This window comes from Arthrobacter sp. 2MCAF15, from assembly GCF_052115605.1.
In the GTDB taxonomy this organism is placed as follows: Bacteria; Actinomycetota; Actinomycetes; order Actinomycetales; family Micrococcaceae; genus Arthrobacter.
Map to the genome: position 1 here is coordinate 56,660 of NZ_JBFRGZ010000013.1, position 25,188 is coordinate 81,847.

Annotated in this window: 14 protein-coding genes and 2 pseudogenes; 5 read left to right on the plus strand and 11 right to left on the minus strand. The window is 61.6% G+C overall.

The window, feature by feature from the left end; translation table 11 throughout:
• Positions 1-78: 78 nt before the first annotated feature.
• From AB4089_RS15275 to AB4089_RS15315, 9 genes are all read right to left on the minus strand, one after another.
• A complete protein-coding gene (locus AB4089_RS15275) occupies positions 79-1,434 on the minus strand; it encodes an aldehyde dehydrogenase family protein (RefSeq protein ID WP_441410127.1) in 1,356 nt (451 codons plus the stop codon).
• Between the two features lie 92 nt (positions 1,435-1,526).
• Positions 1,527-3,473, minus strand: a complete 1,947-nt coding sequence (iolD, locus tag AB4089_RS15280) for a 3D-(3,5/4)-trihydroxycyclohexane-1,2-dione acylhydrolase (decyclizing) (protein ID WP_441410128.1) — start codon at positions 3,471-3,473, stop codon at positions 1,527-1,529.
• Between the two features lie 188 nt (positions 3,474-3,661).
• Entirely contained in the window at positions 3,662-4,795 is a 1,134-nt protein-coding gene (locus tag AB4089_RS15285) for a Gfo/Idh/MocA family protein (protein WP_441410129.1), read from the minus strand.
• A gap of 83 nt (positions 4,796-4,878) precedes the next feature.
• The gene (locus tag AB4089_RS15290; protein WP_441410130.1) at positions 4,879-6,639 is read right to left on the minus strand and encodes a hydantoinase B/oxoprolinase family protein; all 1,761 of its coding nucleotides are present in this window, start codon (positions 6,637-6,639) and stop codon (positions 4,879-4,881) included.
• Between the two features lie 2 nt (positions 6,640-6,641).
• A complete protein-coding gene (locus AB4089_RS15295) occupies positions 6,642-8,732 on the minus strand; it encodes a hydantoinase/oxoprolinase family protein (RefSeq protein ID WP_441410131.1) in 2,091 nt (696 codons plus the stop codon).
• Between the two features lie 34 nt (positions 8,733-8,766).
• Positions 8,767-9,666, minus strand: a complete 900-nt coding sequence (locus tag AB4089_RS15300; RefSeq protein WP_441410132.1) for a fumarylacetoacetate hydrolase family protein — start codon at positions 9,664-9,666, stop codon at positions 8,767-8,769.
• Between the two features lie 2 nt (positions 9,667-9,668).
• Positions 9,669-10,958 carry an aspartate aminotransferase family protein gene (locus AB4089_RS15305; protein ID WP_441410133.1) on the minus strand — a complete coding sequence of 430 codons (1,290 nt, stop codon included), beginning with the start codon at positions 10,956-10,958 and terminating at the stop codon, positions 9,669-9,671.
• Between the two features lie 19 nt (positions 10,959-10,977).
• Positions 10,978-11,925 carry a C-terminal binding protein gene (locus AB4089_RS15310; RefSeq protein ID WP_441410134.1) on the minus strand — a complete coding sequence of 316 codons (948 nt, stop codon included), beginning with the start codon at positions 11,923-11,925 and terminating at the stop codon, positions 10,978-10,980.
• A gap of 224 nt (positions 11,926-12,149) precedes the next feature.
• Positions 12,150-13,949 carry a sigma-54-dependent Fis family transcriptional regulator gene (locus tag AB4089_RS15315; protein ID WP_441410135.1) on the minus strand — a complete coding sequence of 600 codons (1,800 nt, stop codon included), beginning with the start codon at positions 13,947-13,949 and terminating at the stop codon, positions 12,150-12,152.
• Between the two features lie 394 nt (positions 13,950-14,343).
• Here AB4089_RS15315 and AB4089_RS15320 point away from each other — a divergent pair, with 394 nt between their 5' ends.
• Complete coding sequence (locus AB4089_RS15320) at positions 14,344-15,012, plus strand: TetR/AcrR family transcriptional regulator (RefSeq protein WP_441410136.1); 669 nt, start codon at positions 14,344-14,346, stop codon at positions 15,010-15,012.
• A gap of 1,034 nt (positions 15,013-16,046) precedes the next feature.
• Here AB4089_RS15320 and trpA read toward each other — a convergent pair.
• Positions 16,047-16,831: pseudogene (trpA, locus tag AB4089_RS15325) on the minus strand (tryptophan synthase subunit alpha).
• Positions 16,828-17,733, minus strand: a pseudogene (locus tag AB4089_RS15330) (pyridoxal-phosphate dependent enzyme). The pseudogenes trpA and AB4089_RS15330 overlap by 4 nt, the downstream one beginning before the upstream one ends.
• A gap of 1,570 nt (positions 17,734-19,303) precedes the next feature.
• On the opposite strand from AB4089_RS15330, the gene AB4089_RS15335 reads away from it, so the two are divergent.
• Genes AB4089_RS15335 through AB4089_RS15350 form a run of 4 tightly spaced genes read left to right on the plus strand, consistent with a single transcriptional unit; the run spans position 19,304 to position 25,149 of the window.
• A complete protein-coding gene (locus AB4089_RS15335; protein WP_441410137.1) occupies positions 19,304-20,044 on the plus strand; it encodes an IclR family transcriptional regulator in 741 nt (246 codons plus the stop codon).
• Positions 20,045-20,069: 25 nt separating this feature from the next.
• Positions 20,070-22,103: a hydantoinase/oxoprolinase family protein gene (locus AB4089_RS15340; RefSeq protein WP_441410138.1), complete on the plus strand. Its 2,034-nt coding sequence runs from the start codon at positions 20,070-20,072 to the stop codon at positions 22,101-22,103.
• The gene (locus tag AB4089_RS15345) at positions 22,100-23,755 is read left to right on the plus strand and encodes a hydantoinase B/oxoprolinase family protein (protein WP_441410139.1); all 1,656 of its coding nucleotides are present in this window, start codon (positions 22,100-22,102) and stop codon (positions 23,753-23,755) included. Before AB4089_RS15340 ends, AB4089_RS15345 begins: the two co-directional genes overlap by 4 nt.
• 50 nt (positions 23,756-23,805) lie before the next feature.
• Positions 23,806-25,149, plus strand: a complete 1,344-nt coding sequence (locus AB4089_RS15350; protein ID WP_441410140.1) for an MFS transporter — start codon at positions 23,806-23,808, stop codon at positions 25,147-25,149.
• The last annotated feature ends 39 nt before the right edge of the window (positions 25,150-25,188 follow it).

Sequence of the window (25,188 nt, forward strand, 5' to 3'; positions counted from 1 at the left end):
ACTCCACTCGCAACAAGAGGAGGCCGGATCTGGATGATCCGGCCTCCTCTAGCGTTTTAGTGCTTGCATAAAAGGTTGCTACTTGGCGAAGCGGAACAACTTCTTGTTCGCGAACTCCAGCATGCCCACCTTGCCCAGTTCGCGGCCGTAGCCGGACTTCTTGACGCCACCAAAGGGAACATCGGCTCCGCTGAGGTCGTATGCGCCGATGAAGACCATTCCGACGTCGAGCTGGTTGCCGACGCGCTCAGCGCGCTCAAGATCGTCGCAGATCACCACGGAACCGAGGCCGTACGGCGAGGAGTTGGCGAGCTTGATCGCTTCCTCGTCGCTGCCGACCTTGTAGAGCTGGGCCACCGGGCCGAAGAGCTCTTGGCTGTAGACGTCCATGGACGGCGTGATGTTGGTGATCACCGTTGGGGTGAAGACGTTGCCCTGGGGCTGGTTGTTGCCCACCAGGATTTCGGCGCCCTGGTCGACGGCTCCCTGCACCTGCTCTGTGAGGAACTTAGTAGCCGAATCTGAAGAGAGCGGGCCGAAATCGCCGTTTTCGTAGGATTGCCCGGCAATGGCTGCTTTGAACTTCTCTGAGAATTCATCGAAGTACTTGTCCAGCACCACGATCCTCTTGGAGCCATTGCAGGACTGGCCGGTGTTGCCCATACGGCCCATGACGGCCTTTTTAACGGCCTGGTCAACGTCATCGGTGTCCAGCACAATGAACACGTCAGCGCCGCCGAGCTCCAGCACGCACTTCTTCAGGGCACGCCCGGCCTGCTCAGCCACGATCGCACCTACCTGCTCCGAACCTGTGAGTGATACCCCCTGGAGGCGGTCGTCGGCGATGATGTCCGAGATCTGCTGATGCGTGGCAAAAAGATTGACGTAGGCACCCTCCGGGAAACCGGCGTCGCGGAAGAGTTCCTCAAGGGCCAGGGCCGACTCGGGGCACTGGCTCGCATGGCGGACGATCACGGTGTTGCCCAGGATGATGTTGGGAATCGCGAAGCGTGCCACCTGGTAGTAGGGGTAGTTCCACGGCATGATGCCGAGGACCACGCCCAGGCCTTGGTACCGGAAGAAGGTCCGCAAGCCGTCGGCTACCTCAAGTTCTTCATCGGCGAGCCATTGATCCGCGTGCTCGGCAAATGCTGCCGCGATGGCGCCGGAAAACTCTGCTTCCCCCACTGCCTGTGGAAGGGGCTTGCCCATCTCCCGGTTGATGATGGCCGCGAGCTTGTCCTTGCGTTCCACAAACAGGTCGGCCAGTCGCCTGGCCAAGGCTGCCCGCTCGGCCACGGAGGTGGTGCGTGACCACTCCTGATAGGTTTTTTGCGCTGCGCTGAGGCCTGCCTCCACCTCTGCGTCGGTAGCCGCAGGGTATTGCGCGTGGGTGGTTCCTGTGGCGGGATCTACAACAGCGAATGCACTCATGGTGGATGCTCCTTTGTCAGAAAATTGAAAGAACGGGGTTGCCCCGTAGAACGTCGGGCGGGACCGCTCCAGAGCGGTCCCGCCCGGTGCGTTTAGCGCGCGTTAGGTGCGACGGTGGCTGCGTAGAAGCGCTGGCGGGCACGGCCTTCCAGGTGCTTCGCAGTCCCTTCCTGGCTGCCCGGGCGCTCCGAGGTCATGGGAACTCCGACATCCCAGAAAGCACCGTTGCCGGACAGGTAGCGCGCACGCTCGACACGGGCCACAATGACTGCAGGCCCGTCCACTTCTTTGGCCTCGGTGAGCGCCGCCTCGAATTCCTCGATGGTGGTCGTGGACCAGGCTGCACAGCCCATGCTGGCAGCATTGGCCGCAATGTCGAAGTCCAGAATTGCTCCGTCGAGGCGACCGGACTCCTTGCTGCGTTCCCGGTACTGGGTACCAAACTCGCGGCCCCCGCCCTTCGCCACCTGGAGCGGCCAGATGCACTGGTGCCCGCGGTTGTCGACCACGATAGTGATGATCTTCTTGTGTTCCTGTACTGCAGTGACCAGTTCAGTGGGCTGCATGAAGTAGGTGCCATCACCGATCAGCACGTACACCTCGCCCGGTGCGTCCCCGCGGGCGATCCGGTAACCCAGTCCGGCCGGGATTTCATGGCCCATGCAGGAGTTGGCGTACTCGAAGTGGATCTCGGTGCCGTTGGACGGATCCCAGGCCTTGTGGATTCCTTCAACCGCACCGCCAGAGCCCAGGACCAGGGCGTCCTGGCTGGTGGCCGTCCGGTTGAGCACGTCGATCACCTGGGCCTGGCTCATGTTCTCACCGGGGAATGCCTGAAGGTCGTGCCGGCGTACCTCGAAGGTGGCCTTCCGGGCGTCCGCGATGTCGCTGCGGAAGTCCTGGGACGTGCCGTAGTCAACAGCTGCGAGGCGTTCCCGCAACGCAGCAAGGGACAGTTTGGCATCGCCAATGACGGGGAATGAGCCCATCTTGTGGGCGTCGAATGAGCCAACGTTGAGGTTCACGAACTTCACATTGGGGTTCTGGAACAGTGAGTGTGATGCAGTGATGAAGTCCTGGAGGCGTGAGCCTACAGTGATGACAACATCCGCGCCGTCGGCGATTTCGTTTGCCCCCACCGTGCCGGTCACGCCGAGGGCGCCCAGATTGAGTTCACTGATGGGGCCGCTTCCCTTGCCGGAGTACGTCTCGGCCACCGGAATGCCGAACTCGGCGCTGAAGCGTGCCAGCTCCTCCTGTGCCTTCGAGTAACGGACGCCACCACCTGCGATCAGAAGGGGGCGCTCGGCGTTCGCAATGATTTCGGCAGCATCGCGATACTCGTCCTCCACAGCCGGACGACGACGGATGTGCCACACACGCGGTGTGAAGAAGGATTCCGGGAAGTCGAATTCCGCGCCCTGGATGTCCTGGGGCAGGCAAACTACTACGGCGCCGGTTTCGACGGGATCGGTGAGGACCCGCATCGCTTCAGGGAGTGTGGACAGCAGCTGGGCCGGGTGGGTGATCCGGTCGAAGTAGCGGCTGACCGGGCGGAAACAGTCGTTGGCGGATACATCCCGTTCTACCGGGTGCTCGATCTGCTGCAGCACGGGATCACCGAAACGGTTGTTGATGATATCCGCGGGGAACAGAAGCACCGGAAGGCGGTTGGTAGTTGCCGTGGCGGCACCTGAGATCATGTTCGTCGCTCCCGGGCCGGCGGAGGCGGTGCAGGCGAGGGTTGCGGCGCGGTTTGAGGCCTTCGCGAAGCCAATGGCCGCGTGCACCATCGATTGCTCGTTCTTGCCCTGGTAGTGGGGGAAGTCCACGCCATATTCGTCGATTCCCTGCGCCAGGCCGACGGAGTTGCCGTGTCCGAAGATGCCGTACATTCCGGCAATCAGGCGCCTCCTTTCACCGTCCAGTTCGCTGTACTGGACCTGAAGGTATTCAACGATTGCTTGTGCGACAGTGCGGCGGCGGACGTTCTTGATGTCGACCTCGGTGCCGATATCAGCAGCGGCTGTGCTGGTCATGCGATCTCCTAAATTCGTAGGTGCGTCGGCATTTGCAAACCGATTCGCCAGAACATCAGGTTTTCATCCTGGGGAGGCAATGTTGTGTCCCAGTTTGATACGCAGCTTGCCCACGGGACACAAAACAGCAGCCGACGACGGCACGTCAGTACCGCCGTCGGCTGCTGCAGTTGTTTACGTCCGTCCCTCTAGTCGAAACGGTAGGGCTCCTGTGGCCCCACCGAAGGCAGCGGCCGTGGCCGCTCGCAGGTGCTTTCAATCTCGATGTGACGGCCCTGCTCCGAGGATGCTTCAAAGGCCAGAAGGACTTCCAGCACGTGGTAGGCGAAGTCGCCACCGGTGCGCGGCTCCACGCCCTTGCGGATGGCATAGCCGAACTCGGCCAGGCCGATGCCCCGGTAGGCATCGTCACGGTGAGTGATTGACGTTTCCCGCCAGTCGCCACCGCCTGGAGGAGTCATGTCCAACGCCAGGTCGCCGGGCTCGCCACGGCGCAGAACAGGTGCCCCGGAGAAGTGGTCCGGGTTTGGCGCCGCCAGCGAGCCACCCGTTCCGTAGATCTCCAAATGCGGCAGGTTGTGGTTCCAAATGTCCCAGCTGACGATCACGGTTGCGGCCGCACCGGACTCGAAATCAATGGCGCCTGTGACGTGCGTCGGGGTCTTGATCTGAATGACTTCGCCCTCTTTGCCGGGACGGGGCCGGGTCTCCGACGAACGCGGTGTTGTTGCAGAAACCCGCTTGACCGGGCCGAAGAAGTTTACAAGATTGGTGATCAAGTACGGCCCGATGTCCAGCATGGGGCCGGCTCCCGGGCTGTAGAAGGGGTCGACGTTCGGGTGCCAGTGCTCATAGCCGCGGCACGCGAAGGACGCGAAGGCGGCCACGGGTTCACCGATCCAACCGTCATCGATGAGCTTGCGGCTGGTCTGCATGCCGGAACCGAGGAAGGTGGTGGGCGCGGAGCCCACTTTCACCCCGGCTTCGCGGGCTGCGTCCAGGATCTGGCGTGCTTCCTCCAGGGAGGTGGCAAACGGCTTTTCCGAAAGGACGTGCTTACCTGCGGCGATGGCTTGGAGGGTCACCGGCGCGTGGAGCTTCGGCGGGGTGAGGTTGAGGACCAGCTCTACCTCGTCGTCGGCCAGCAGTTCGTCCGGCGAGAGGGCCTTGGGAACCGAATAAGCTGCTGCCCGGGCTTTCACGGCCTCCGCGTTAACGTCTGCCAGTGCCACAACCTCGACATCCGGGTGGACGTCGATCTTGTCCAGGTATTGGTTGAGAACGTTTCCGACGCCGATGATGCCGACTCGAATGGGTTCCATGTGAATCTCCGTCATTAGTTGGTGAAACCTCCCGGGGCGAGGAACATACCCCGCCCCGGAATCAGTTGCTATGGCTGATACTTCTAGCTGGGCAGACGCTCTAGGCGGGTCTTTGCCGTGGCCGCTTCGTCGACGGCGTCGTCGGTGATGACGACGCCATATTCGGCAACCGCCGCTTCAAGGGAAACCCGCGACTCGCGGTAGTCATCGAGGACCGCCAGTACGTCACGTTCCAGCGGGTCGCCGTATCCGCCACCACCCGGGGTGATGGACACTACCTTCTCGCCGGACTGCAAGTCGTAGCGGCCCACCACGGGAATTTCACGGCGTTCACCGGTCTTGAGATCTTCCACCCAGGTCGACGGCACGGTCCCGTCGTGTCCGCCGCGGACGCCCTTCGGCGGGTTGAGCTTACCCTCGATGCCGTATGTGAGGGTGACGCTTTCCCCCCGGGGTTCCATGGTGACGCGGGTTGCGAGTCCGCCGCGCTGCCGACCTGCTCCGCCGGAGTCGGCTACCAAAGTGCGTTCGTGGACCAGGATCGGATAACGCTGCTCATCCACCTCCACGCTGTCGTGGTAGAGAAGAGCACCGCAGACTGGCCGCTGGTACGTCGGCCAACCGTCGACGTAGGGGGTGGCGGGGCCACCGACGCCGCCCACCAGAATCTGGTTGACGTAGGCATTGCCGTTGCGTTCGTCGATGCCCGAAATGACCGACTTGGCGGGTGCCTGCCCGGCTGCCCCCTCAGCGGTGCCGTAGCCGTCGTCGATTTGGGAGAACGCGGCCTGGACGATGTTGACCACGCGGTCGGCGAGGTTGGTGGTTCCCGACGAGCAGGAGTAGGGGTGCTTCGGGACACCGACTGCGCAGCCGTCACGGAGCAGCACCTCCACCCTGCGGAAGGTTCCGGCGTTGCTCGGCAGGTTCTCCGGGATACCGGAGAGGATACCTGCCAGTGCTGCACCCGTTGCCGTTGCCCTGGTGAGGTTCAGGCCGTTGGGGAGGTTGTCCGGGTTGTCTCGAAGGTCAATGGTGATCTTGCCCTGCTTGGGCTTGACCTCGATGGTGGCCTGCAGGTGCACACCGTCCGGGCCGGTGCCGGGGAAGGGATCGTGGACCGAGGTGCCGTGGAGGACGTACTCGGGCAGCGTTTCGATGGCACTGGCGGTGAGGCGTTCCGAGTAGTCGAACCAGGCGTCAACGAAGTCCACCAGGTCATCGACGCCGAATTTTTCGGCGAGCTCGTGGATGCGGCGCTCGGCGATGCGCGATGCGCCCACCGATGCGAGGTAGTCGCCGTACCACTGGTCAGGAACGCGGATGCGGGAGCGGCACATGCGGATGATGTCGTCGATGTCCGTGTAATCGCGCTGGATCCTCACGCAGGGGAAGATCAGGGCGCCTTCCTCGTAGACGTCACGGGCGGTGGCGAAGAACGTGGTGGGCAGCGAGTTACCGCAGTCGGCCTGGTGGGCCTTGGTCACGGCGGTGAAGAGGTGGCGTCCCTGGATGAAGATGGGCACCAGGATGACGTGGTCGGCGGCGTGGGAGTTGCCCATGTAGGGGTCGTTGTGGAGGAACGCGTCACCCTCACGTATGTCATCATGGAGTTCCACCATGTCCTCGCCGAGAGGGCCGGCGCCGAAGACGTGCACGGGGACGCCTTCCGCTGCTGCGAGGAGCTGGTTGTCTGCGGTCAGCACGGCGCAGGAGAAGTCGCGGGCCGTGTTAATGACGGACGAACGTGCCGAGCGGAGCAGGCCGCTGGTCATCTCGCGGACGATGCCGTCGAATGCATTGGCAAGTACCGAAAGCTTTACAGGATCAAATTCGCGCGTCACGGTTATGCCTCCTTACGGGTGAGGTAGATGTTGGATCGTTCGTCGAGCGTGGCGTTCCACTCCGGCGGAACGACGATTGTGGTGGTGGGCTGGTCAATGACTGCAGGCCCCACGATCTTGTCCCTCGGTGCCAAGGTGACGCCGCGGTACCGCTGGGTGCTGAAGGCCTCGCCCCCAAAGACGATGTCATCGGTACGGTGGACCTCGCTGGTGCCGGTGGTGCCGGCCTCGTCCTTCGTGTGCTCGGGCCGCGGGATCTCCACACGGACGCCCCAGGTGATGATCTCGACGCGGCTGTCCGGATCGTGTGTGCCGTTGCGGCGGTCGTGTTCTTCGTGGAAGGCCCGCTCAATGATTCCAGCGGCATCGCCGGAGGTGTCGGGGGCGGCATCCAGGTACACACGCAGATCCCAGGCCTGGCCCGGGTAGCGGGCGTCGACGAAGTAGGTGACGTTGGCTGCCTCGCCCACCCCATCGAAGCGCTTCACGAAGAACTCGGCCTTGGCCGTCAGGTCCTCCACAGCGCGGGAGGCCGAACCGGCGTCGAAACTGCGGGTGTCGTTGTGCAGCGGCGAGAGGAACTCCGTGGCGATGGGTGCACGGTGGGCGCCGTAGGCCGCCAGCACACCTGCGGTGGCCGGAATGAGGATAGTCTCAGCTTCGAGGAGGACACCAATCGCGGCGGCAACCATGGCCCCGGCGCCACCGCCGGCAACGATGAGCGCACCCCGGGGGTCTACACCCTGTTCCAAGGCAGCCTGCCGGATAGCCGTGGCCATGTGGTTGGCAGAGACGTCCAGAATGGCCTGTGCGGCCTGCAGGGTGTCCATCTTCAACGGTCCGGCGATGCGGGTATCGATGGCCCGCACGGCGGCCTCGCGGTCCAAGGTGAACCCGCCTTCGAAGCCCTCGGTATCGAGGTAACCGAGTGCCACACATGCATCCGTAACCGTTGGCTCTTCGCCGCCGCGGCCGTAGGCTGCCGGGCCGGGGGTGCTGCGCGCGCTCTGCGGACCCACGCGGAGCAAGCCGCCGCCGTCGATCCACGCGATGCTGCCGCCACCGGCACCGATGCTGGAGACGGCAACGGAGGACAGACCGGTGAGGTGTCCTACGAAGGGCTCACCCAGCCAGGCCTCCCTCGTGTGGCGGACCACGCCTTTTTCAACCAAGGACACGTCGAAGGTCGTGCCACCCATGTCGCAAACAACCACAGTGTCGCGGTCCGGAGCCGCTGCCGCGCCGACCAGCGGCGCCATGGACGGGCCGGAGTTCAGCAGCAGAACGGGACGGTCCAGGACATCGGCGACGTCGAGAACAGCACCTTCCGAGGTCACCACCAGAAGGTCACCGGCGAAGCCGTACTTCTGGAGGTCCGAGCGTAGCTTGCCCAGGTGGTCGGCCATCAAGGGCTTCAGGGAGGCGTCGATCGAGGCTGCAGAGGAACGGCGGTATTCGCGGATGGTGGGGTTGGCCTCGTTGGAGAGCGTGAAGGGAACATCAGGGAGGATTTCCTTTATCAGCTCGGCAACCCGCTTCTCGTGGGTGTCGTTGATGATCGACCAGAGGAAGGATACGGCAACAGCTTCAATCCCCTGTTCCTTGAAGGAACCCAGTACTTCCCGGACCTGCCCTTCGTCCAGCGGCACCAGGACATCGCCTTCGGCGGAGATGCGTTCGGTGATCTCGAAGGTCAGCTGGCGGGGAACGTAGGGCGGCGGGTAGGCGGCCTTGGAGTCGAAAGCATCCCGGCGGCCGCCTTCGCGGAGCAGCAGAGTATCCGCGAACCCGTCCGTGGTCAGCAGTGCGGTCTTGGCAACCTTGCCGGTCAGCACTGCGTTGGTGGCGTGGGTGGTGCCGTAGACGATGACGTCGGCGTTGCGGAGCACCTCGTCGCCGCTCCAGCCGACCGACTCCGCCGCACGGCGGACAGAAGCTTCGAAGCCGGTGAACACGCGGTCGTAGGTGGTCAGTGCCTTACCGACCGCCATGTCGCCGCTGTTGGAATCGACCACGACGTCGGTGAACGTACCGCCGGTGTCGACGGCGATACGGTACCTGGCCTCGCCTGGTTGTGTTTGTACTTCACTCATGGGTCTTCATTACTTTCGTAGAGCTTGCAGGGAATTAGAGTTGGGGCTTGCCGACGGTGTTGCGAAGCAGTCCGACCTTTTCGATCTCGATCTCCACGGTGTCTCCGGGCTCAAGCCAGACAGGCGGGTTCCGCTTGGCACCGATACCTTGCGGGGTACCTGTGGCGATGACGTCACCCGGTTCCAGGGTGAGGAAGCTCGAGACGTAGGAGACGATGCGGGCGATGGGGAAGATCTGGTATCGCGTGTTGGAGCGCTGGACCTCATTGCCGTTCACGCGGGTTGCCAGTTCCAGGTTTTGCGGATCGCCCACTTCATCCAGGGTCACCAGTGCAGGGCCCCAGGGGGTTGAGCCGTCGACGGCCTTGCCAGCAAGCCATTGGGTGCCGCGGTATTGGAGGTCGCGTGCCGTGATGTCGTTCAGCGGAGCGAGGCCGCCGACGTACGCCAGCGCGTCCTCTTCTGATACTTCGCTGGCACGTCGTCCGATGACCACTGCCAGTTCACCCTCGAAGTCAAGGTTCTCGCTGACTTGTGCACCACCGATCTCGTCTTCAGGACCAACCATGGTGGAGGCGAACTTGGCGAAAACGTCCGGGTACTCGGGGAAGGCTCGTCCGGTTTCTGCTACGTGATCTTTGTAGTTCAGTCCAACGCAAAGGACCTTGGAGGGATCAGTCACGGGTGTGGTGAGGCGGATCTCGGCCCGTGCACCAACGCGGGCCACGGGGTCCTGACTTGCCAACGTGTTGACCTCGGCAGAAATGGCCTCAAGCCGGTCACCATACAGCTCGAGGAACTCACGGACGACGGTGGTGGCTCCATGAACGGCTTGCTTGGAACCCTGCAAGAGCAGCTCCAGGTCGTAGACGGTATCTTCGATCAGGACACCGCCACGAACGCCGGATTCGTGCTCGTAGGAAACGATCTTCATGGTTATTTGCCGCCTTCCGTTGCGGGAGTCTTTGCGGCAATTGCCAGCACGGCATCTGCCAGACGGTCAGCGATGTCGCTTACCACCTTCTCGTCCATGGGTGTGGACAGGGACAGCAGGTTGGCTGGGGAACCGAGCAGCCCCCGTTCGTAGGTGGCCCACCACAGCTGGTGCTGGGTCTGTTCGTCCACTTTCTCTGCGCCAGCCGGGACCGCGCGGAGCAGTGAGCCACGGCCGCGGATTTCCCAGCCTGCCTCAGCGACCCGGGAGTTCACTGTGTCCCGTGCGGAATCGCCCAGATGGTTCAGCCGCTTAACTTCCTCTTGAGTGTAGAGACGCAAGGCCACGGCCCCTGCGGCCATGCTGACCGGGTTGCCGGAGAATGTGCCGCCATGCGGCAGGCTGCCCGGCCGGGTCGGGTCCACCTCGGCCATGAGTTCGGCCTTGCCGCAGAGGGCTCCAACGGGGAAGCCGCCGCCGATGAGCTTGCCGGTTGTCAGCAAGTCGGGGGAGACGCCGTATTCGCCGCTGAAACCGTTGAATCCGAGCCGCAGGCTGATGACCTCATCGATGATCAGGACGATGCCGTACTGGGTCGCAAGCTCCCTGGCCGTCTGGACGAACTCTTTAGAGATCGTGAGCAGGCCGGCGCGGTTGGGCAGCAGGTCGAGGATGATTGCCGCGTACTGATCAGGGGCGGCCTCAATCGTCTGGCGCAGGAATTCGACGTCGTTGAGCGGCACTGCGGTGACGTCGTCGATCACGCCGCGGGTCACCCCACGCTGGTAGGAGGGTCCGCCGGGCACCAGGGCTACCTCGGACGTTCCGTGGTAACCGCCCTTGGTGACGACGACGCGTTCACGGCCGGTACTCGCCCGGGCGACGCGGATTGCGGACATGACGGCTTCTGTGCCGGAATTCGCGAAGCGAACCTGGTCGAGGTCGGGCAGGCGGGATAGCAGGAGGTCGGCAAGTTCCCATTCGTAGAGGTTTGGGATGCCCCAGCTGGCTCCAGCGGTGAGGGCTTTGGTTGCGGCCTCCGTGATTTCCGGGTGGGCGTTGCCGTGGATCAAGGACGTGAAGTTGTTGTTCGCGTCGATCAGTTCGCGGCCGCGGTCATCCCATACACGGTAGCCTTCGCCTTTGATGGCATATGGGCTCGGGGCTCCGGTGTAATAGGTTGATCGGCCGTAGCCGCCCGGCAGCAGCGGAAAACCGCGCGGCCCACGACGCACGTGCGGATCTTCCGTGGGATTGAGCTCCGCGACGTTGTCCAAGTTTGTTGTTCCCAATTTCGAGTCTCCAGTCTTTTCAGTTCACGAGGTCGATGAGCGGTTGCCCGGTCAGTGCCAGGCGGACCCGTTCCACGGCTCCGTCCTGCAGTGCGCCCGTTGAGCGGTTGGAGCGCCAGGCGATGTGGGGAGTCAGGATGGTGTTGGGCGCTGAGCGGAGCGGGTGTCCATCACGCAGCGGCTCCTCGGCGAAGGTGTCGATGCCGGCGCCGGCGATGTGTCCGGAGGTCAGTGCTTCGGCAAGAGCTGCTTCATCGATGAGGCCGCCCCGGGACACGTTGACGACCACCGCGCCCTTGCGCATCCGTGCCAGGACATCCCCGGAAAGGAGGTTTCCCGTGTCTGCGGTCAGTGGCAGGTGCAGCGAGACGACGTCGGAGTTCTCCAGGATGTCTTCCAGGGCAGCCAATTCCACAAAGCTGTCTGTGACAAAGGGGTCATAAGCCCGGACGCGGGCTCCGACAGCCGAGTACATTCGGGCCACATGCTGGCCGATGCGTCCCATTCCGAGCACGCCGACCTCAAGCTCGGAGAGTACCGGTGTATCGTAGCCGATGGTTCCGGCCCAGCCCAGGTCGCGGATCGAGGCATTACCGGCCGGCAGGCGACGGGCCAGAGCCAGGCCCATGGCAAATGCGTGAGAGGCGACTTCCTCGGATGCTGTTCCTGGAACAATTGATACCGGGATGCCGGCTTCCGTGGCTGCGGCAACGTCGATGTTGTCGTAACCGATTCCGTACCTGATGACCGCACGGCATTTGGACATGATCGGAAAATCGTCGGCAGTGAGTTTGGCGTAGGGCGTGATCATCACAATGTCGGCCTCAGGAAGCCCGTCGCGGAAGGCATCGGTGTCTGCCGCAGGGTTGAGTGTGTAACCGAACTCTTCCGCGAGTGCGTGTTCGCGGTCCAGATTCGGGAAATGGTGGGGAGCCACAAGAATGGTTCCCTGGGCATCGAGGGTCATAGTCTGTCGTCCTGTTCGTGTCGTACCGTCGTTCGCTGCCGAACACTCCATGGGACGGGGTGCCGGTGTCGGGTGATTTCAAGTACAACGCGATATCGAAGCCTCTATCCGTGCCAGATCGAGACACAAGAGTGGGACACCTGTCCCACGGGACAGGGTTGCCGGGCAGCACGCAGGAGCCGGTCATCCTTTGATGGCCGGCTCCTGCGTGCTGCCCGGTGGAATCAGAGGTCGATGCCCCGACTGCGGAAGTAGTCCATGCGCCTATACAGGGTGGAGCGGCCGATCTGCAGAGTTTCCGCTGCGAGGCTGCGGTTGCCTTTCGCCTCCTGAAGCGCGGTGCGCAACTCGCTGAGCTCGGCGTCTTCCAACCGCGAAAGCCGGCCCTTGGTCAAGACCCGGTGGAAGCCCTGTGACAGGTCGTCCCCCGTCACTTCGGCACCTTCTGCCCGCTCCACGGCGTTGGAGACGACGGACCGGAGCTGGTCTATGTTTCGCGGCCAGTCGGCGTGTGTGAGCGTCGAGACGAGCCTGCGGGAAAGCCTGCGCTCCCCCAGTTCCTCCGCAATGGCAGTGGCGAGTTGCGGGATGTCTTCCCGTCTGTTCCGCAGCGGGGCCACTGGGATCTCAAGGACGTCAAAAGACTCGGAAAGCAGCAGGGTGGCTTCTGTGGGCCGAGCAATGGTGAAGATCAGTTTGGTGGCCGAATTGCCCCGCAGGTTGCGGGCGATCTCGCTGGCTTCGTTCTGGGAAAGCTCATCGGCGTGCTCAACAATCAGCGTCGCAGGCAGTTCCGTAGCCACCCGGTGGAGCACGTCCCTGAATTGGTGGTTCCTGAGGGTGCCACTGCGTGCATCAACTGTCATTTGGCCACCGCGCAACGATGCGATGGCGCTCGCCAAGCGGCGTTTCCCGCTGCCAAGTTCACCGATCATTACCACGGACCTGCCCTCGTCCACCGCCTTGCGGGCCAGGTTCAGGGTGCGCTTGAATTCGGTGCTGGTGCCATCCAAGTGCTTCATCAGCCGCTCAACTGTTCCTTGCGGGGAAGACTCCAACTGCAGAGGTATGGCTGCAGCAGCGACAGCCCGATCCTTGGTCGGAGCATGGGGCCGGACCACAACAATCGCCCCGACACTCGCAGGCGACAGGGTTACAGGGGAAACTTCCAGAGTGGACAGTCCAGGCCCCCGCAGCATGACCTCGCAGTTCATGCTGCGGCCGGAAGACATCACCGCCGTGGCGTAGCCGGATATGATCGAGAAGTCGCTGTCTTCCAAAGAAGCCGTTGCAGAGGTGTTCAGGAGGGAGTTCTTCCCATCAACTGCTATCACCGCGTGGTTGCCCCTTCGGCGCGAGATTCTCAAGTACTCATTCAGAAGCGCCCGCTCCTTGGAAGAGGTCCGCACCTCGATATCGCGTTCGATCCGCGAGGCCACGCCCTCAAGCATCAGCAGCGTCGAGGAGGGTTCCAAGGTGGATACGCGGTTGGCTGGGAGCGTCAGACCAATGACTGCCCGCACACGGTTGTGGAACGGGTCCCGAACCAGGGAAGCAAAGCACCAGTTCCCCCGCATATCTTCGCGGAAATGTTCCTCCGGGGCCAGCCAGACGCCGCGGCCTTCCTCCAGCGCTAAGCCCTCACCGTTGCTGCCGCAGCTTTCTTCCAGTAGCGAATATCCGGCCGGGAAGCCGTCGTCGCGAAGGAAATTGGCCTTGACGAGTACGCCGTTCGGTGCCGTCAGATTGACATATCCGCCCAGGTCGGCGGCCACTTCGTCCAGCTTCTGCAGATGCGGGCCGGCCGCATGGATTGTATATTCGTCGACCCGGCCTTCGCCAAAAAAGCCTCGATCGACTATGGCATCGACCCCGGCGGCCCTGCTGCGGTACCACGAGCGCGCCACGATCGGCCGGATTCCATGGAGATCCGCATGAGGTTGCATGAGGAAGAGTTCACGAATTCGATCTGTTTCGCGCAATGACTTCTGCGGCCAAGGGGATAGCAGTTCAGCGGAGGCCATGGATTAACGGTCTTTCTGGAGAAAGTGAGAGGGTCTAGGAGGCAGCGGCAGTACCGCGGCCGTGTGATGCGCGTCGCCGTGCGAGCCACCCCGGGATCCGAGGGCGGAAGGCCTGCTGGGCCTGCCAAGCTTCGTCTTGGGACGCGTTATCTTCCAAGGCTCTGGCGCTGATGTGCGCGGCAATCATGCCCGAAAGGCCGCTTCCAAAGTTGTTGCTTTGCTGGCTTGCCCCCCGGCTTGTGTTTTCGGTGACCATGTTCCGCTCTTCCTGCTCAGAACCGCATCTATACAACGCCCAAGGCGGTTGTTTCTTCGTGCCACTCCAAGAGTACCTAACGAATGATCGTTAGCCAAGAGTTTTTTTGACCCGTTGTTTGCTTGTTAGGGTCGAGCTATGAGTGGTACATCGTATGTGGCTGCACGCGACGCTTTCGCAGATCGCTTGGAGGAGTGGGGCTGGGCCGGGCAGTCGGCTTCGCGTCGGCGCATCCTCGAGGCTTTCCTTGAGCTAGCCATAGCGAACGGGTTCAACTCAGTCTCGATGCGGACCATCGCGAATGCCGTCAACATCAAGCCCCCAAGCCTTTACTCACACTTTCCGAATGGCCGGGATGAGATTGTCGCAGAGTCGCTCAAGTGGCACTTCCACCGGTTCGGCGTCGCACTGTTAGAAGCGGTTGGCCAAGCCGCATCCGCTGAGGACTTCTGGGATGCCATGGTCAGGCTCCATTTCACTCGTCAGGTGCGACTTCCGGAGAGCAATCTGTGGGATCTGCTGGTTGCCACGGACAGAGCGGCACGCATACTTCCGGACGAACTCCGCACCCAGGTCGATGACTGGGTGCGGATGCACCAGAACATGTATGTGGCCGCAGCCATGGATATGGGGTATCCGGAGGCGGAAGAGCGAGTCAAAGTTGTCGTGACGTTGCTTGAAGGTGCGACCCGGTGGGCATCACCCGACTGCGACGATGAAGAGTTGGAGAAGCTGACCGACCGGGCGGTCCTGCTTTCGCACGCTGTTCTCAGGCTGGATCTCCATGCTGCAGCGCAACCGCTATAAACGGGACGGTTCGACTATTGACGGGCGTGGCTTCGAACGGACTCTAGCCGCTCCCGAAAGAGTGGCCCTTTACTGCATCTCAAGGTGTAGCCAGGAGGCTCGCAGGTGCGGCAGGCAAGAAACGAAACGTACCGCGATGCTGCTCTCGGCAGCTGTCAGAGCGATCCGCGACTCCAATATGTAACCAGGACCTGCAGGACGTCGCATTCGGTTTGCAAGTGAAAACCTTTACCGATCCACTTTCACGAGGTCGTAACCGTCGTGCTCATGAAAGAGTCGCCGCTCTCCGAGGCTGTCCAGAAGCCACACGAAATCACCGTCGGGAGTACACTCATCAACGGTTCCCACTTGCACGAACCTCCCCGCGAAACTTACTTCCACTACGTCGCGTCGAGCTACGTTGTCCCAACGTGTCCCTAAAATTCTCGTCATAGATGCTGCACCATTTCTTTGTCGAATTGCTTGATGGTATTAAGCCTTAGTGTCCAAATAACTTGCGCATTAGTGGATGTCTGGAGATGCTTAAAGCATCAGCTTTGGGTTTACCAAGAGACCGTGTCAGTTTGGGACACCCTGGCGCGACCCAGAGTTTGAACGGCCCATTAAAGCTCCTGGACTTGGAGTACGCTCAAACCGTAGTCTTCTCAGCGCTTCCTAAAACGAGGACGCCCCTAGCCTGGAACTCGAAGTCCCGGCCCCCGACCTGAGCTAGAACTCGCCAATGGCCTCCTGGGCGGCGAGGGTCTGGGTGCCTGGGCTCAGATCCCCAAAGTCACGGCCGAGGCCACCCTCGGACGATACCTGTCCTGCCGGCCATCCGGGCAGAGCAGTTTTCAGCGAGCTTGCCGAACCGTCCCGTGGGGTTGCACGGACGGGCTGTTGGCTGGTCCGTCGTTTAAATGATGCTGCCCTCGATTACAGGGCTTCGGCGTGCGTGATACGGAGCGAACCCCACGGCAGCGGGATATGGAACCCGGACCAGTCGGGGCTCGGGATGGTTGCGGGACCCATAAGGAACGTCTGCTTGATGCGGGCTACTTCCTGGCCGGCACTGCACTGAGGTCTCTGGTGAGGGAAGCGATGGCATCAACGCCGCCTTCGTGCAGAGCCGACACAAGCTCCGAGCCGACAATGACGTCATCAGTGTAGGCGGCGATTTCGGCAACCTGCTCTGCGTTGGAGACACCGAGGCCAACACACACCCGTTCGGCGCCGGCAGCCCTGGCAGCGGCCACGACGTTCGTGGCGGGCGAGCTCACCGATGCCCGGGAACCGGTGACACCCATGATGGAGGCGGCGTACACGAAACCACAGCTCGCCTCCACGGAGCGTCGCATGCGCCCCGGGGTCGAAGAGGGCGCCATCAGGAAGACGCGATCGAGGCCGTACTCCTCGGAGGCCTCCATCCACTCGGCTGCCTCGTCTGGAATCAAATCAGGGGTAACAAGTCCTGCTCCGCCAGCCTCCGTCAGGCGCCGCGAGAACTCGTCCACACCCATGCAAACCACTAGGTTCCAGTAGGTCATGACCAGGACAGCAGCGTCCGTTTCGCTGTGATCCCCGCAACCACGTCGAAGACCTGGCGGACGGAGAACCCCTTGGCCAGGGCCTCGGCAGTGGCCGCCTGGATGACCTGCCCATCCATGACTGGGTCGGAGTAGGGAATCCCGATTTCGATAAAGTCGGCACCGTTGCGTGCCAGGGCGATGCCTGCCGCAATGGTCTCCTCCACACTGGGGTAACCCAGGGCAGCCCGGCCTTCCGCTCGGGCCTTGTCGATGGCACACGCTGATTTGCTGGTCGACTGCGCGGTGCTCACAGCTGTTCGCCTTCCTTGCCGATGGCTGCCTCCGGCGAGTTCTTGTCCTGAAGGTCGAACCATTCTGCGGCGGTCGCCACGTCCTTGTCGCCCCGGCCGGACAGGCTCACAAACACGACCTTGTCTGCTGCCCCGGCGGCGCCGACCTCGGCAGCCAGCCGCTGTCCGACTTTGATGGCCCCGGCCAGGGCATGGGAAGACTCGATTTCGGGAATAGTGCCCTCGGTGCGGCACAGAAGGCGGAAGGCTTCCATGGGCTTCGCTGTCCGTAATCGGCTCGTAGCCGACACGCCCGATGTCAGCCAGATAACAATGCTCGGTCCGACGCTCGGATAGTCCAGGCCGGCCGAGACGGAATGTGATTCGATGGTCTGCCCGTCGTCGTCCTGCATGAGGTAGGAGCGGGCGCCGTGCAGCACGCCGGGACGACCAAGCGTGATGACGGCGGCGTGGCGGCCGGTTTCCACGCCGTCGCCGCCGGCCTCGAAGCCGTAGATCTTGACGGACAGATCATCCAGGAAACCGTGGAAAAGGCCGATGGCGTTGGGCCCGCCACCAACACACGCGCAGGCGGCGTCTGGCAGGCGGCCGGTCTGCTCCAGTATCTGGGCCCGGGCCTCCTCGCCGATGACCTCGTGAATGTAGCGGACCATCACCGGGAACGGGTGCGCCCCGGCGGCTGTACCCAAGAGATAGTGAGTGTTCCCGACATGGGCCACTCAGTCCCGGAGAGCTTCGTTGATGGCGTCTTTCAGCGTCTGGGATCCATTGGTGACCGGCACGACCGTGGCACCGAGGAGCTCCATCCGGGCCACATTCAGCGCCTGCCGCCGGCAGTCCTCCGCCCCCATGTAGACGACGCACTCCAGCCCAAGCAGTGCCGCAGCGGTGGCGCTGGCCACGCCGTGCTGGCGCGGCTACCTTGGCTGCTGGCAGTGGTCGCGCGGTGGTGCGCTTCATTTCGATTGCCATCAATTCCTGTGAACAAAAACCCCGTCCGACTTGAGAAATGCTTGGTTTTGGGATTGGTTATTCACAATCCACAGCACTCCCCCGCTCTCCGAGACTTCTTCCACTCGACCTTGGGCAACGATCATTGCATTCCTCAAAATGTTTACTCGTTCACCGTCTTGCAGTTCTCGCCAGTCGGAAAGCGCAGCATGCTTTCTCTGTCTCTTGTGAGCTTCTCGAGCCTTCATTGCTTTCACCCTAATCTGTAAAAAAGGAACTGTTTGTGCGCAGCAGCTTGGGCGCCGATTGAGGTCGCCAATGACCTAGACGCTGAGAGCGGCTAGTCGGACCTGCCCAGCCGGTAAGAACCTGTGGCGGAACGTACCGTCACTGCCACGCGGGCCTGTTCACAGACCCTGAGCGCCAAACTCAATAGTGGGTGGATCCCGTGACCCCCGCGCAAGCATTACTTTGTATCCGCGTCCTCGCCGCACCGTGTCAGGCCACTGCCGCCATGGTGTCCGGCCAAATGCCATCGAGGGTATGGCCGACAACTGAAACCATTGATTCGTTGGAAGCAGGCAACCGCGGCCCCATGGGCTCACTCAACTCCGAGCGCTGCTTGCGCTGGACCGACTCGTCGTCGAAGGCCCCCTGCGGGTTGCATTGCTCATTCGCGCGTAGCCCCCACTCGAGGTGCCGACCGTGCGCAAGCTTCCGGTTCATCATTCTGATCAACTCACCAAACTTTGAGATCTAAAGGGTCTCCTCCAGCATGAGATCGGGGGCAAGGAACAAAACGTGTCACTTTGAGACAGCTGGCGACGCCAATTCCCCGCCATGGCGAGGGGTCTTTAGGTAGCAACAAAATCCATCAGAGCAAATGCAGCATGTACCTGCGGCCAATGGCCAGGTGGCCGGGGCGCTTAGGTTTTCAAACATTTCTCGCCCTGTTTCCGTAGCGGTCGACGCGACGCTACCCACCCAGATGCCTTCAGACGGTGTGAGGACGTCTTCGATCCTCTCGACCGGAAGAACACTGGGCTGGACGCTCTGTCCGCGGTGAACGCGTCGACACCACAGACAACACCTTGCCGAAACACCGGCGTCCGGGCGGTATCAAAAGAGGGACATAAACCCCTCCATCCCGGCTTTCCAAAGGGCAAGCCGCCTCGGCGACTTCGCTGTCGTGAATGAAGACAGGCCCGCTCCGTTATGAGCATCCTAGGCTTCGTCGTAGGCATTAGGCCATGTGTCCCAGGAGTGGGGCTGCTCCTTCAGCCGGTCCCTCGAGCGGCCCCCGGGATCCCAAAATACCGCGCACGCCACGGCCAGTACTTCCGCGCTGCAAGGGTTGCCAGAGATGCAGAGACCGTACTCTCACATCCGGCTAATTCGGAAAAGACTCTTGACCGGTCTCTAGGCACAGGGCATGATCTACAGGCATTCGCATTTTACGAAGGGTGTTCGCATATGTCAAATAGCTCTAGGACCTCAAGCACAGTTGCAATGGCCCTCCGGGTGCTCAAGCTGCTGAGTGAGAATCCTGATGGTATTGGGGTAAGCGACGTTGCCCGAAGGATGGGAATTGGGCGCAGCACAGCACACATGCTCCTAGCCACCCTTGTCGAACAGGAATTCGCCCTGCAGAACGAGGAGAGCCAGTATGTTCTGGGCATTACAGCTTTTGAGGTCGGAGCAGCTGTACCGGACGCGGCCCGCTTCGGGGGTGAGCTGCTTGGGCCGATGCGCGAGCTTGCAGATCTTTCCGGCGAGGCCGTATCACTGGCAATCCCGTGGCATCGCGACGCGGTTATTGTCCAGCGCTTTGAGACCAATCACGTCCTAAGGGTGGACATTGGGGTTGGGACTCGGATGCCACTCATCAGTTGCGCGTCCGGAAAAATCATATTGGCTTCCCTGTCGGATGCAGAGATCGACAATCTCTACCCGGAGGACGACCTGCCCCCCGTGACGGAACACAGCATCCGTTCCAAAGACCTCCTTAAATCCGTGATCCTCCCAACTGTGAGGAGGCAACGATATGCGGTGACCGAAGGCGAATACGCAGTAGGGATTGATGGTGTGGCTGCCGGAGTCGCCGATTCCACGGGTTCTGTGGTGGCGGCACTGAGCGTGGCGGGACCAAGCAGCCGATTCTCAACAGACAAATGGGTGAGCGGCCTGCTCCAGGCCGCAGACGACATGACTGCACTTCTTGCAGCCCGCCGCCGCAACTCAGCAGTGAACACACGTTTCTAACGAGAACGATGAAGGAACAAAACTTATGGAATATATCGCTGGGATCGACGTCGGAGGCACATTTACCGATGTGGTCCTCCACGATGCAGAAACGGGAAGACTACGGATCGCCAAAGTCTTCTCCACACCCGGGGACCAGGCAGAGGGGCTCGTGTCTGGACTCAACCAACTGGAAGTACCGCTCGAACGTCTAGGTGCAGTTGTCCACGGAACGACTGTTGCCACCAATGCTGTCCTGGAGCGCAAGGGTGACCGCTGTGCCCTTGTAACGACCCGCGGATTCCGGGACGTGCTTGAGCTTCGCCGCCGCGACCGGCCCACGACCTATGGTCTGACTACTGGTTACACCCCAATCGTGCCTCGAAGCCTGTCCTTCGAGATCGATGAACGCATCGATTCGAAAGGCCGTGTTCACGCTCCTCTTAACGAGGATGAAGTACATGCCCTGGCAAGACGGCTGCGAACGGCGAACATCGAAAGCGTCGCCATATGTCTGCTCAACAGCTACGTCAATCCCGCTCATGAACAACGAATTGTCGAACTCCTGACGAAACTACTCCCGGACGTGGCCGTTAGTGCGTCCTATGAGCTTTGCCCCGAGGCCGGCGAATTCGAACGGGCCAACACCACGGCTGTCAACGCTTATGTAAGCGCCACGATGAGCCGATACCTGGACAGCGTTCAGAAACGTTTGAACTCCCAGGGCTTCAGGCACGAAGTTCAGGTCATGCAGTCCAACGGCGGGCTGACTCCCGCCAGCCGAGCTGGGCATTTGGGCGCACGGACCCTGTTGTCCGGACCTGCCGCGGGCACCGTCGCCGCGGCCGCATTCGGGGCCGCATCGGGCCTTGCCAACGTCATTTCCTGCGATATGGGCGGCACCAGCTTTGACGTGGCGCTCATCCCTGATGGCAGCCCAGCCATCACTTCCGAGAAGAATATCGACTACGGAATGCCGATCAAACTGCCGATGATCGACATCACTACCATTGCCGCGGGCGGAGGATCAATCGCTTCAGTCGACCGCGGAGGCATACTGCAAGTCGGCCCTGAGAGTGCAGGATCTGACCCCGGACCTGCCTGCTACGGCCGTGGAGGTATTCGGCCCACCGTGACAGATGCCAACGTCGTCCTCGGCAGAATCGCCCCTAAGCAGCAGTTGGGGACACAAGAAGGTTTCAAGATTGACCTCAACGCCGCACAAGATGCCATCCGCAATGAAGTCGCCGAACCTCTCGGACTCACTGTTGACGAAGCCGCGCTGGCGATCATCCGCATCGCCAATGAAAAGATGGCCGCTGCTATCCGAAGCGTCAGCGTTGACAAGGGCTATGACCCGCGCAACTTCGCCTTCGTCGGTTTCGGCGGCGCCGGCCCAATGCACATTGTCGAACTTGCCCGGACTGTCGGTGCCACCACAGTGCTGATCCCTCCCCACCCAGGCGCCCTGAGCGCCTACGGCTGCTTGATCGCGGATGCAAAGTACGACTACGTAACCGCAGTCAATGCCACCGTTGAAGGCAGCAGCTTTGCCGACACAGTGCAGCACATTCTCGCCGAACACCGCGTCACCGGTGACGTACTGCTGACCAACGACGGCTTCGACAACACCGTCATAACAGTCGAACACTTCGCTGAAATGAGTTTCAGCAAGCAGAGGTACACACTGCGGATTCCCCTCGGGGACGTAGAGACCAACTGGACAGCCAAGTGCCTCATCCAGGCGTTCCTCGATCAGCATGCCACTACATATGGGGGCAGGCACCCATCACGGGATATCAAACTGATAAACCTCCGTACCGTCGCCACCGGAAAACGGTCACTGCAAATGGGGTCAGCTCTACCCGCAAGTACCGGTCACGCGCTGGCAAAACGAACCATAACGTTCGACGGCATGACAGTAATGGTCGACGTGCTCTCCCGGGACACATTGACCGTGGGCCAGACACTGGAAGGACCTCTGGTGATTGAACAAACAGATACAACCATCATCCTGCCGCCAGGCACAACGTCGGTGGTCCAGAACGATAGTTCTCTTCTCGTGGAGGTGGCCCGATGAGGCCCGAAGTAGATGCCCTGTCTTTGGCCGTGATCCGCGGCCGACTCGAGCAAATCGCAGACGAAATGGACACTGTCTTTGAACGCATGGCGTTCTCCCCGGTCATCTCAGACGCATGGGACCGCGCCGACGGAATCTATTCCGCGGTTGACGGATCGATGATCGTGCAAGGCGTCCGCGGTCTGCCCATCTTCGTCGGCACCATGCAATACACGGTTGCCAGCGTCTTATCCGCAATCGAGGATCCGAAGCCTGGCGACATGTACTTGGTGAATGATCCTTTCGCCGGCGGTACTCACATCATGGACACCAAGATGGTGCGGCCGTTCTATTACCGCGGCAAATTATTTGCGATGCTGGCAAACACAGGCCACTGGACAGACCTCGGCGGACGCGTCCCCGGAGGCTTCGCAGCAGAAGCGAGCGACTGCTACCAGGAGGGCCTGCGCATCCCGCCTGTGCGTCTCTTCACTGACGAGGCATTGAATTCGGATATCCTCGCAATCCTGCAGACTAATTCCCGGCTGCCGGACGATGTCCTGGGCGACGTCCAGGCACAGGCGACGGCGTTGCGAGCCGGGGATGCACGATTGACCGAGCTCCTTGATGAATACGGTGCCGACCTTGTCTCCGCGGTGATCGATACACTGCGCGAACGTTCTTCGATTCAGATGCGTAGCTATATCAAGGACATCCCTGATGGCACGTACCAGTTCACTGAGGACATGGACAACGACGGCATCGTCGATAAGGCCCTAAGCATCGCAGTTGAGCTCACCGTCTCCGGCGAGGAAATGACAGTCGACTTCAGCAAATCCTCACCCCCTTGCGAGGGGCCGATGAACTCCGTTTACGCGGCCACCGTCTCCAGCGCCATTGTCGCGATCAAACACGTCTTCCCCGATGTGCCCATCAACTCAGGGATCTTTGAACCCCTTACTTTCGTAATCCCCGAAAGTGTCTTCCTGAACGCCAAGGTGCCCCGGCCTGTGGCCGGATGCGCAGCGGAAACAAGCCAGCGGATCATCACGGCGGTCATGGGCGCGTTGGCCGGGGCCCTTCCGGACCGAGTGCCCGCGGGCTCCTCGGCTACCTCCAACAACCTGTCCATCGGCGGCGTTGACGAGGAAGGCGACCCGTTTGTCATGTACGTCTTCCTAGGCGGCGGCTACGGGGGCCACAAAGCTGGAGATGGGCTCTCAAACGGCTGCTCGCTCATGAGCATTGGCCTGATCCAGTCAGTCGAAACACTGGAACAGCGCTATCCCATTCTCGTCCGCCAGTACTCGCTCCGCGAGGACTCATTCGGTGAAGGCGAATTCCGAGGCGGACTCGGTGTGCATTTCGAGTTCGAGTACACCGGTGATCGAGGACGCGCGAGCCTGCTCGGAGACCAATCGAAAACCGCTCCAGTTGGTCGCGCCGGTGGAGGTCCCGGGGCGGCATCGGCGCCCTGGTTCCGCCTCCGGGGCGAGAAAGTCATCCTTCCCATGATCAGCAAGGGAGAGAACATCCCACTCACGCGGGGTGACCTCATCTGCATGCTCACTCCTGGAGGAGGTGGCTACGGCCACCCTTCAGCCCGGTCCGACAAGGCCCTAAGGGCCGATGTCGAGTCAGGCTACGTCCGGGCAGCGCCCTCCGCCCTGTGACACGCAACCATCGCAAAGCATCAGCTTCGGCACCACCACCTGGAGGCATCATGGAAAACACCGGACAAGCAGCGCACGAACAGACAAAATCCCTGCGGCGGGCCATCATGGGAAGCCTTGTTGGCACGTCTCTGGAATGGTACGACTTCTTCCTCTATGGGACGGCAGCCGCCCTCGTCTTCGGCGAGGTATTCTTCCCGTCATATGACCCTCTAACGGGAACGCTCTTATCATTCATTACATTCGCTGTGGGCTTTGCTGCCCGCCCCGTTGGCGCAGTGATAGCTGGCCACTTCGGCGACAAGATCGGACGCAAAAAGGTTTTGCTGGCCACCATCATGGTGATGGGATTGTCAACTATCGGTATCGGACTCCTCCCAAGCTACGCGACCGCAGGAGTGCTCGCTCCGATTCTGCTGGTCACGGTCAGGCTCATTCAGGGCCTTGCACTTGGCGGTGAATGGGCTGGCGGCGCGCTAATGATCGCCGAACGTGCACCCCAGGAACGGCGAGGCTTCCTAACAAGCTTCGTTCAGGTCGGTGCATCCATCGGCAACCTTCTTAGCACCGGAATCCTGCTGCTGATGTCCACGGCCCTTCAACATGACGATTTCGTTGCTTGGGGGTGGCGCGTACCGTTCCTGCTGTCGGCAGTAGTAGTTGTCGTGGGCATCTACATTCGTCTGAAAGTCACCGAGACACCCGCCTTTGACGCCCTGAAGCAAAGTGGCAGCGTCAGCAAATCCCCCGTGCTTGAGCTGTTGCGGCGGCAGCCCCTCGACGTCCTTCGCGTGATTGGGATTCGGGCCGGAGCGGACATTATGTTCTACCTGCTCATTACCTTTCTCCTGACCTACATTTCGAAGACCCTGGGCCTGCCCACTACGGTTGGCCTCACCGCAGCAATGCTTGGAGCGGGAATGCAGCTCCTGACGTATCCGGCTTTCGCCGCACTCAGCGATCGCTTCGGTCGGAAACCGCTGACCATCTTCGGCGCGGTAGGGGCGATCATCTGGATGGTCGTCGCCTTCTTCCCGCTGGTCGACACCAAATCTGTCGGGTTGATCATCCTTGCCGTGCTGGTCGGTCTCGTCTTCCACTCTGCGATGTACGGCGTCCAGGCAGTGTGGATCTGCGAGCTATTTGACGCCAAGCACCGGTACAGCGGCGCTTCACTCGGATACCAGCTAGCCGGCATCGTTGGCGGCAGCCTGGCGCCTACCATCGCGATCGGTCTTCTGCAGATCTTCGGTTCCACAACTGCCATCACCGTCTACGTCTGCCTCGCTCTGGCCATTGTCGCTGTGACGGCTGCCTTCACCCGGGAAACCCGGGGCGTGAGGATGAACGACCACGAAGAACAGCAAACTGCGGACACATCTGTTCACGCATAGCGTCCGGCCGCCGGCCCCACCAAATGAACTAGGAAGAAT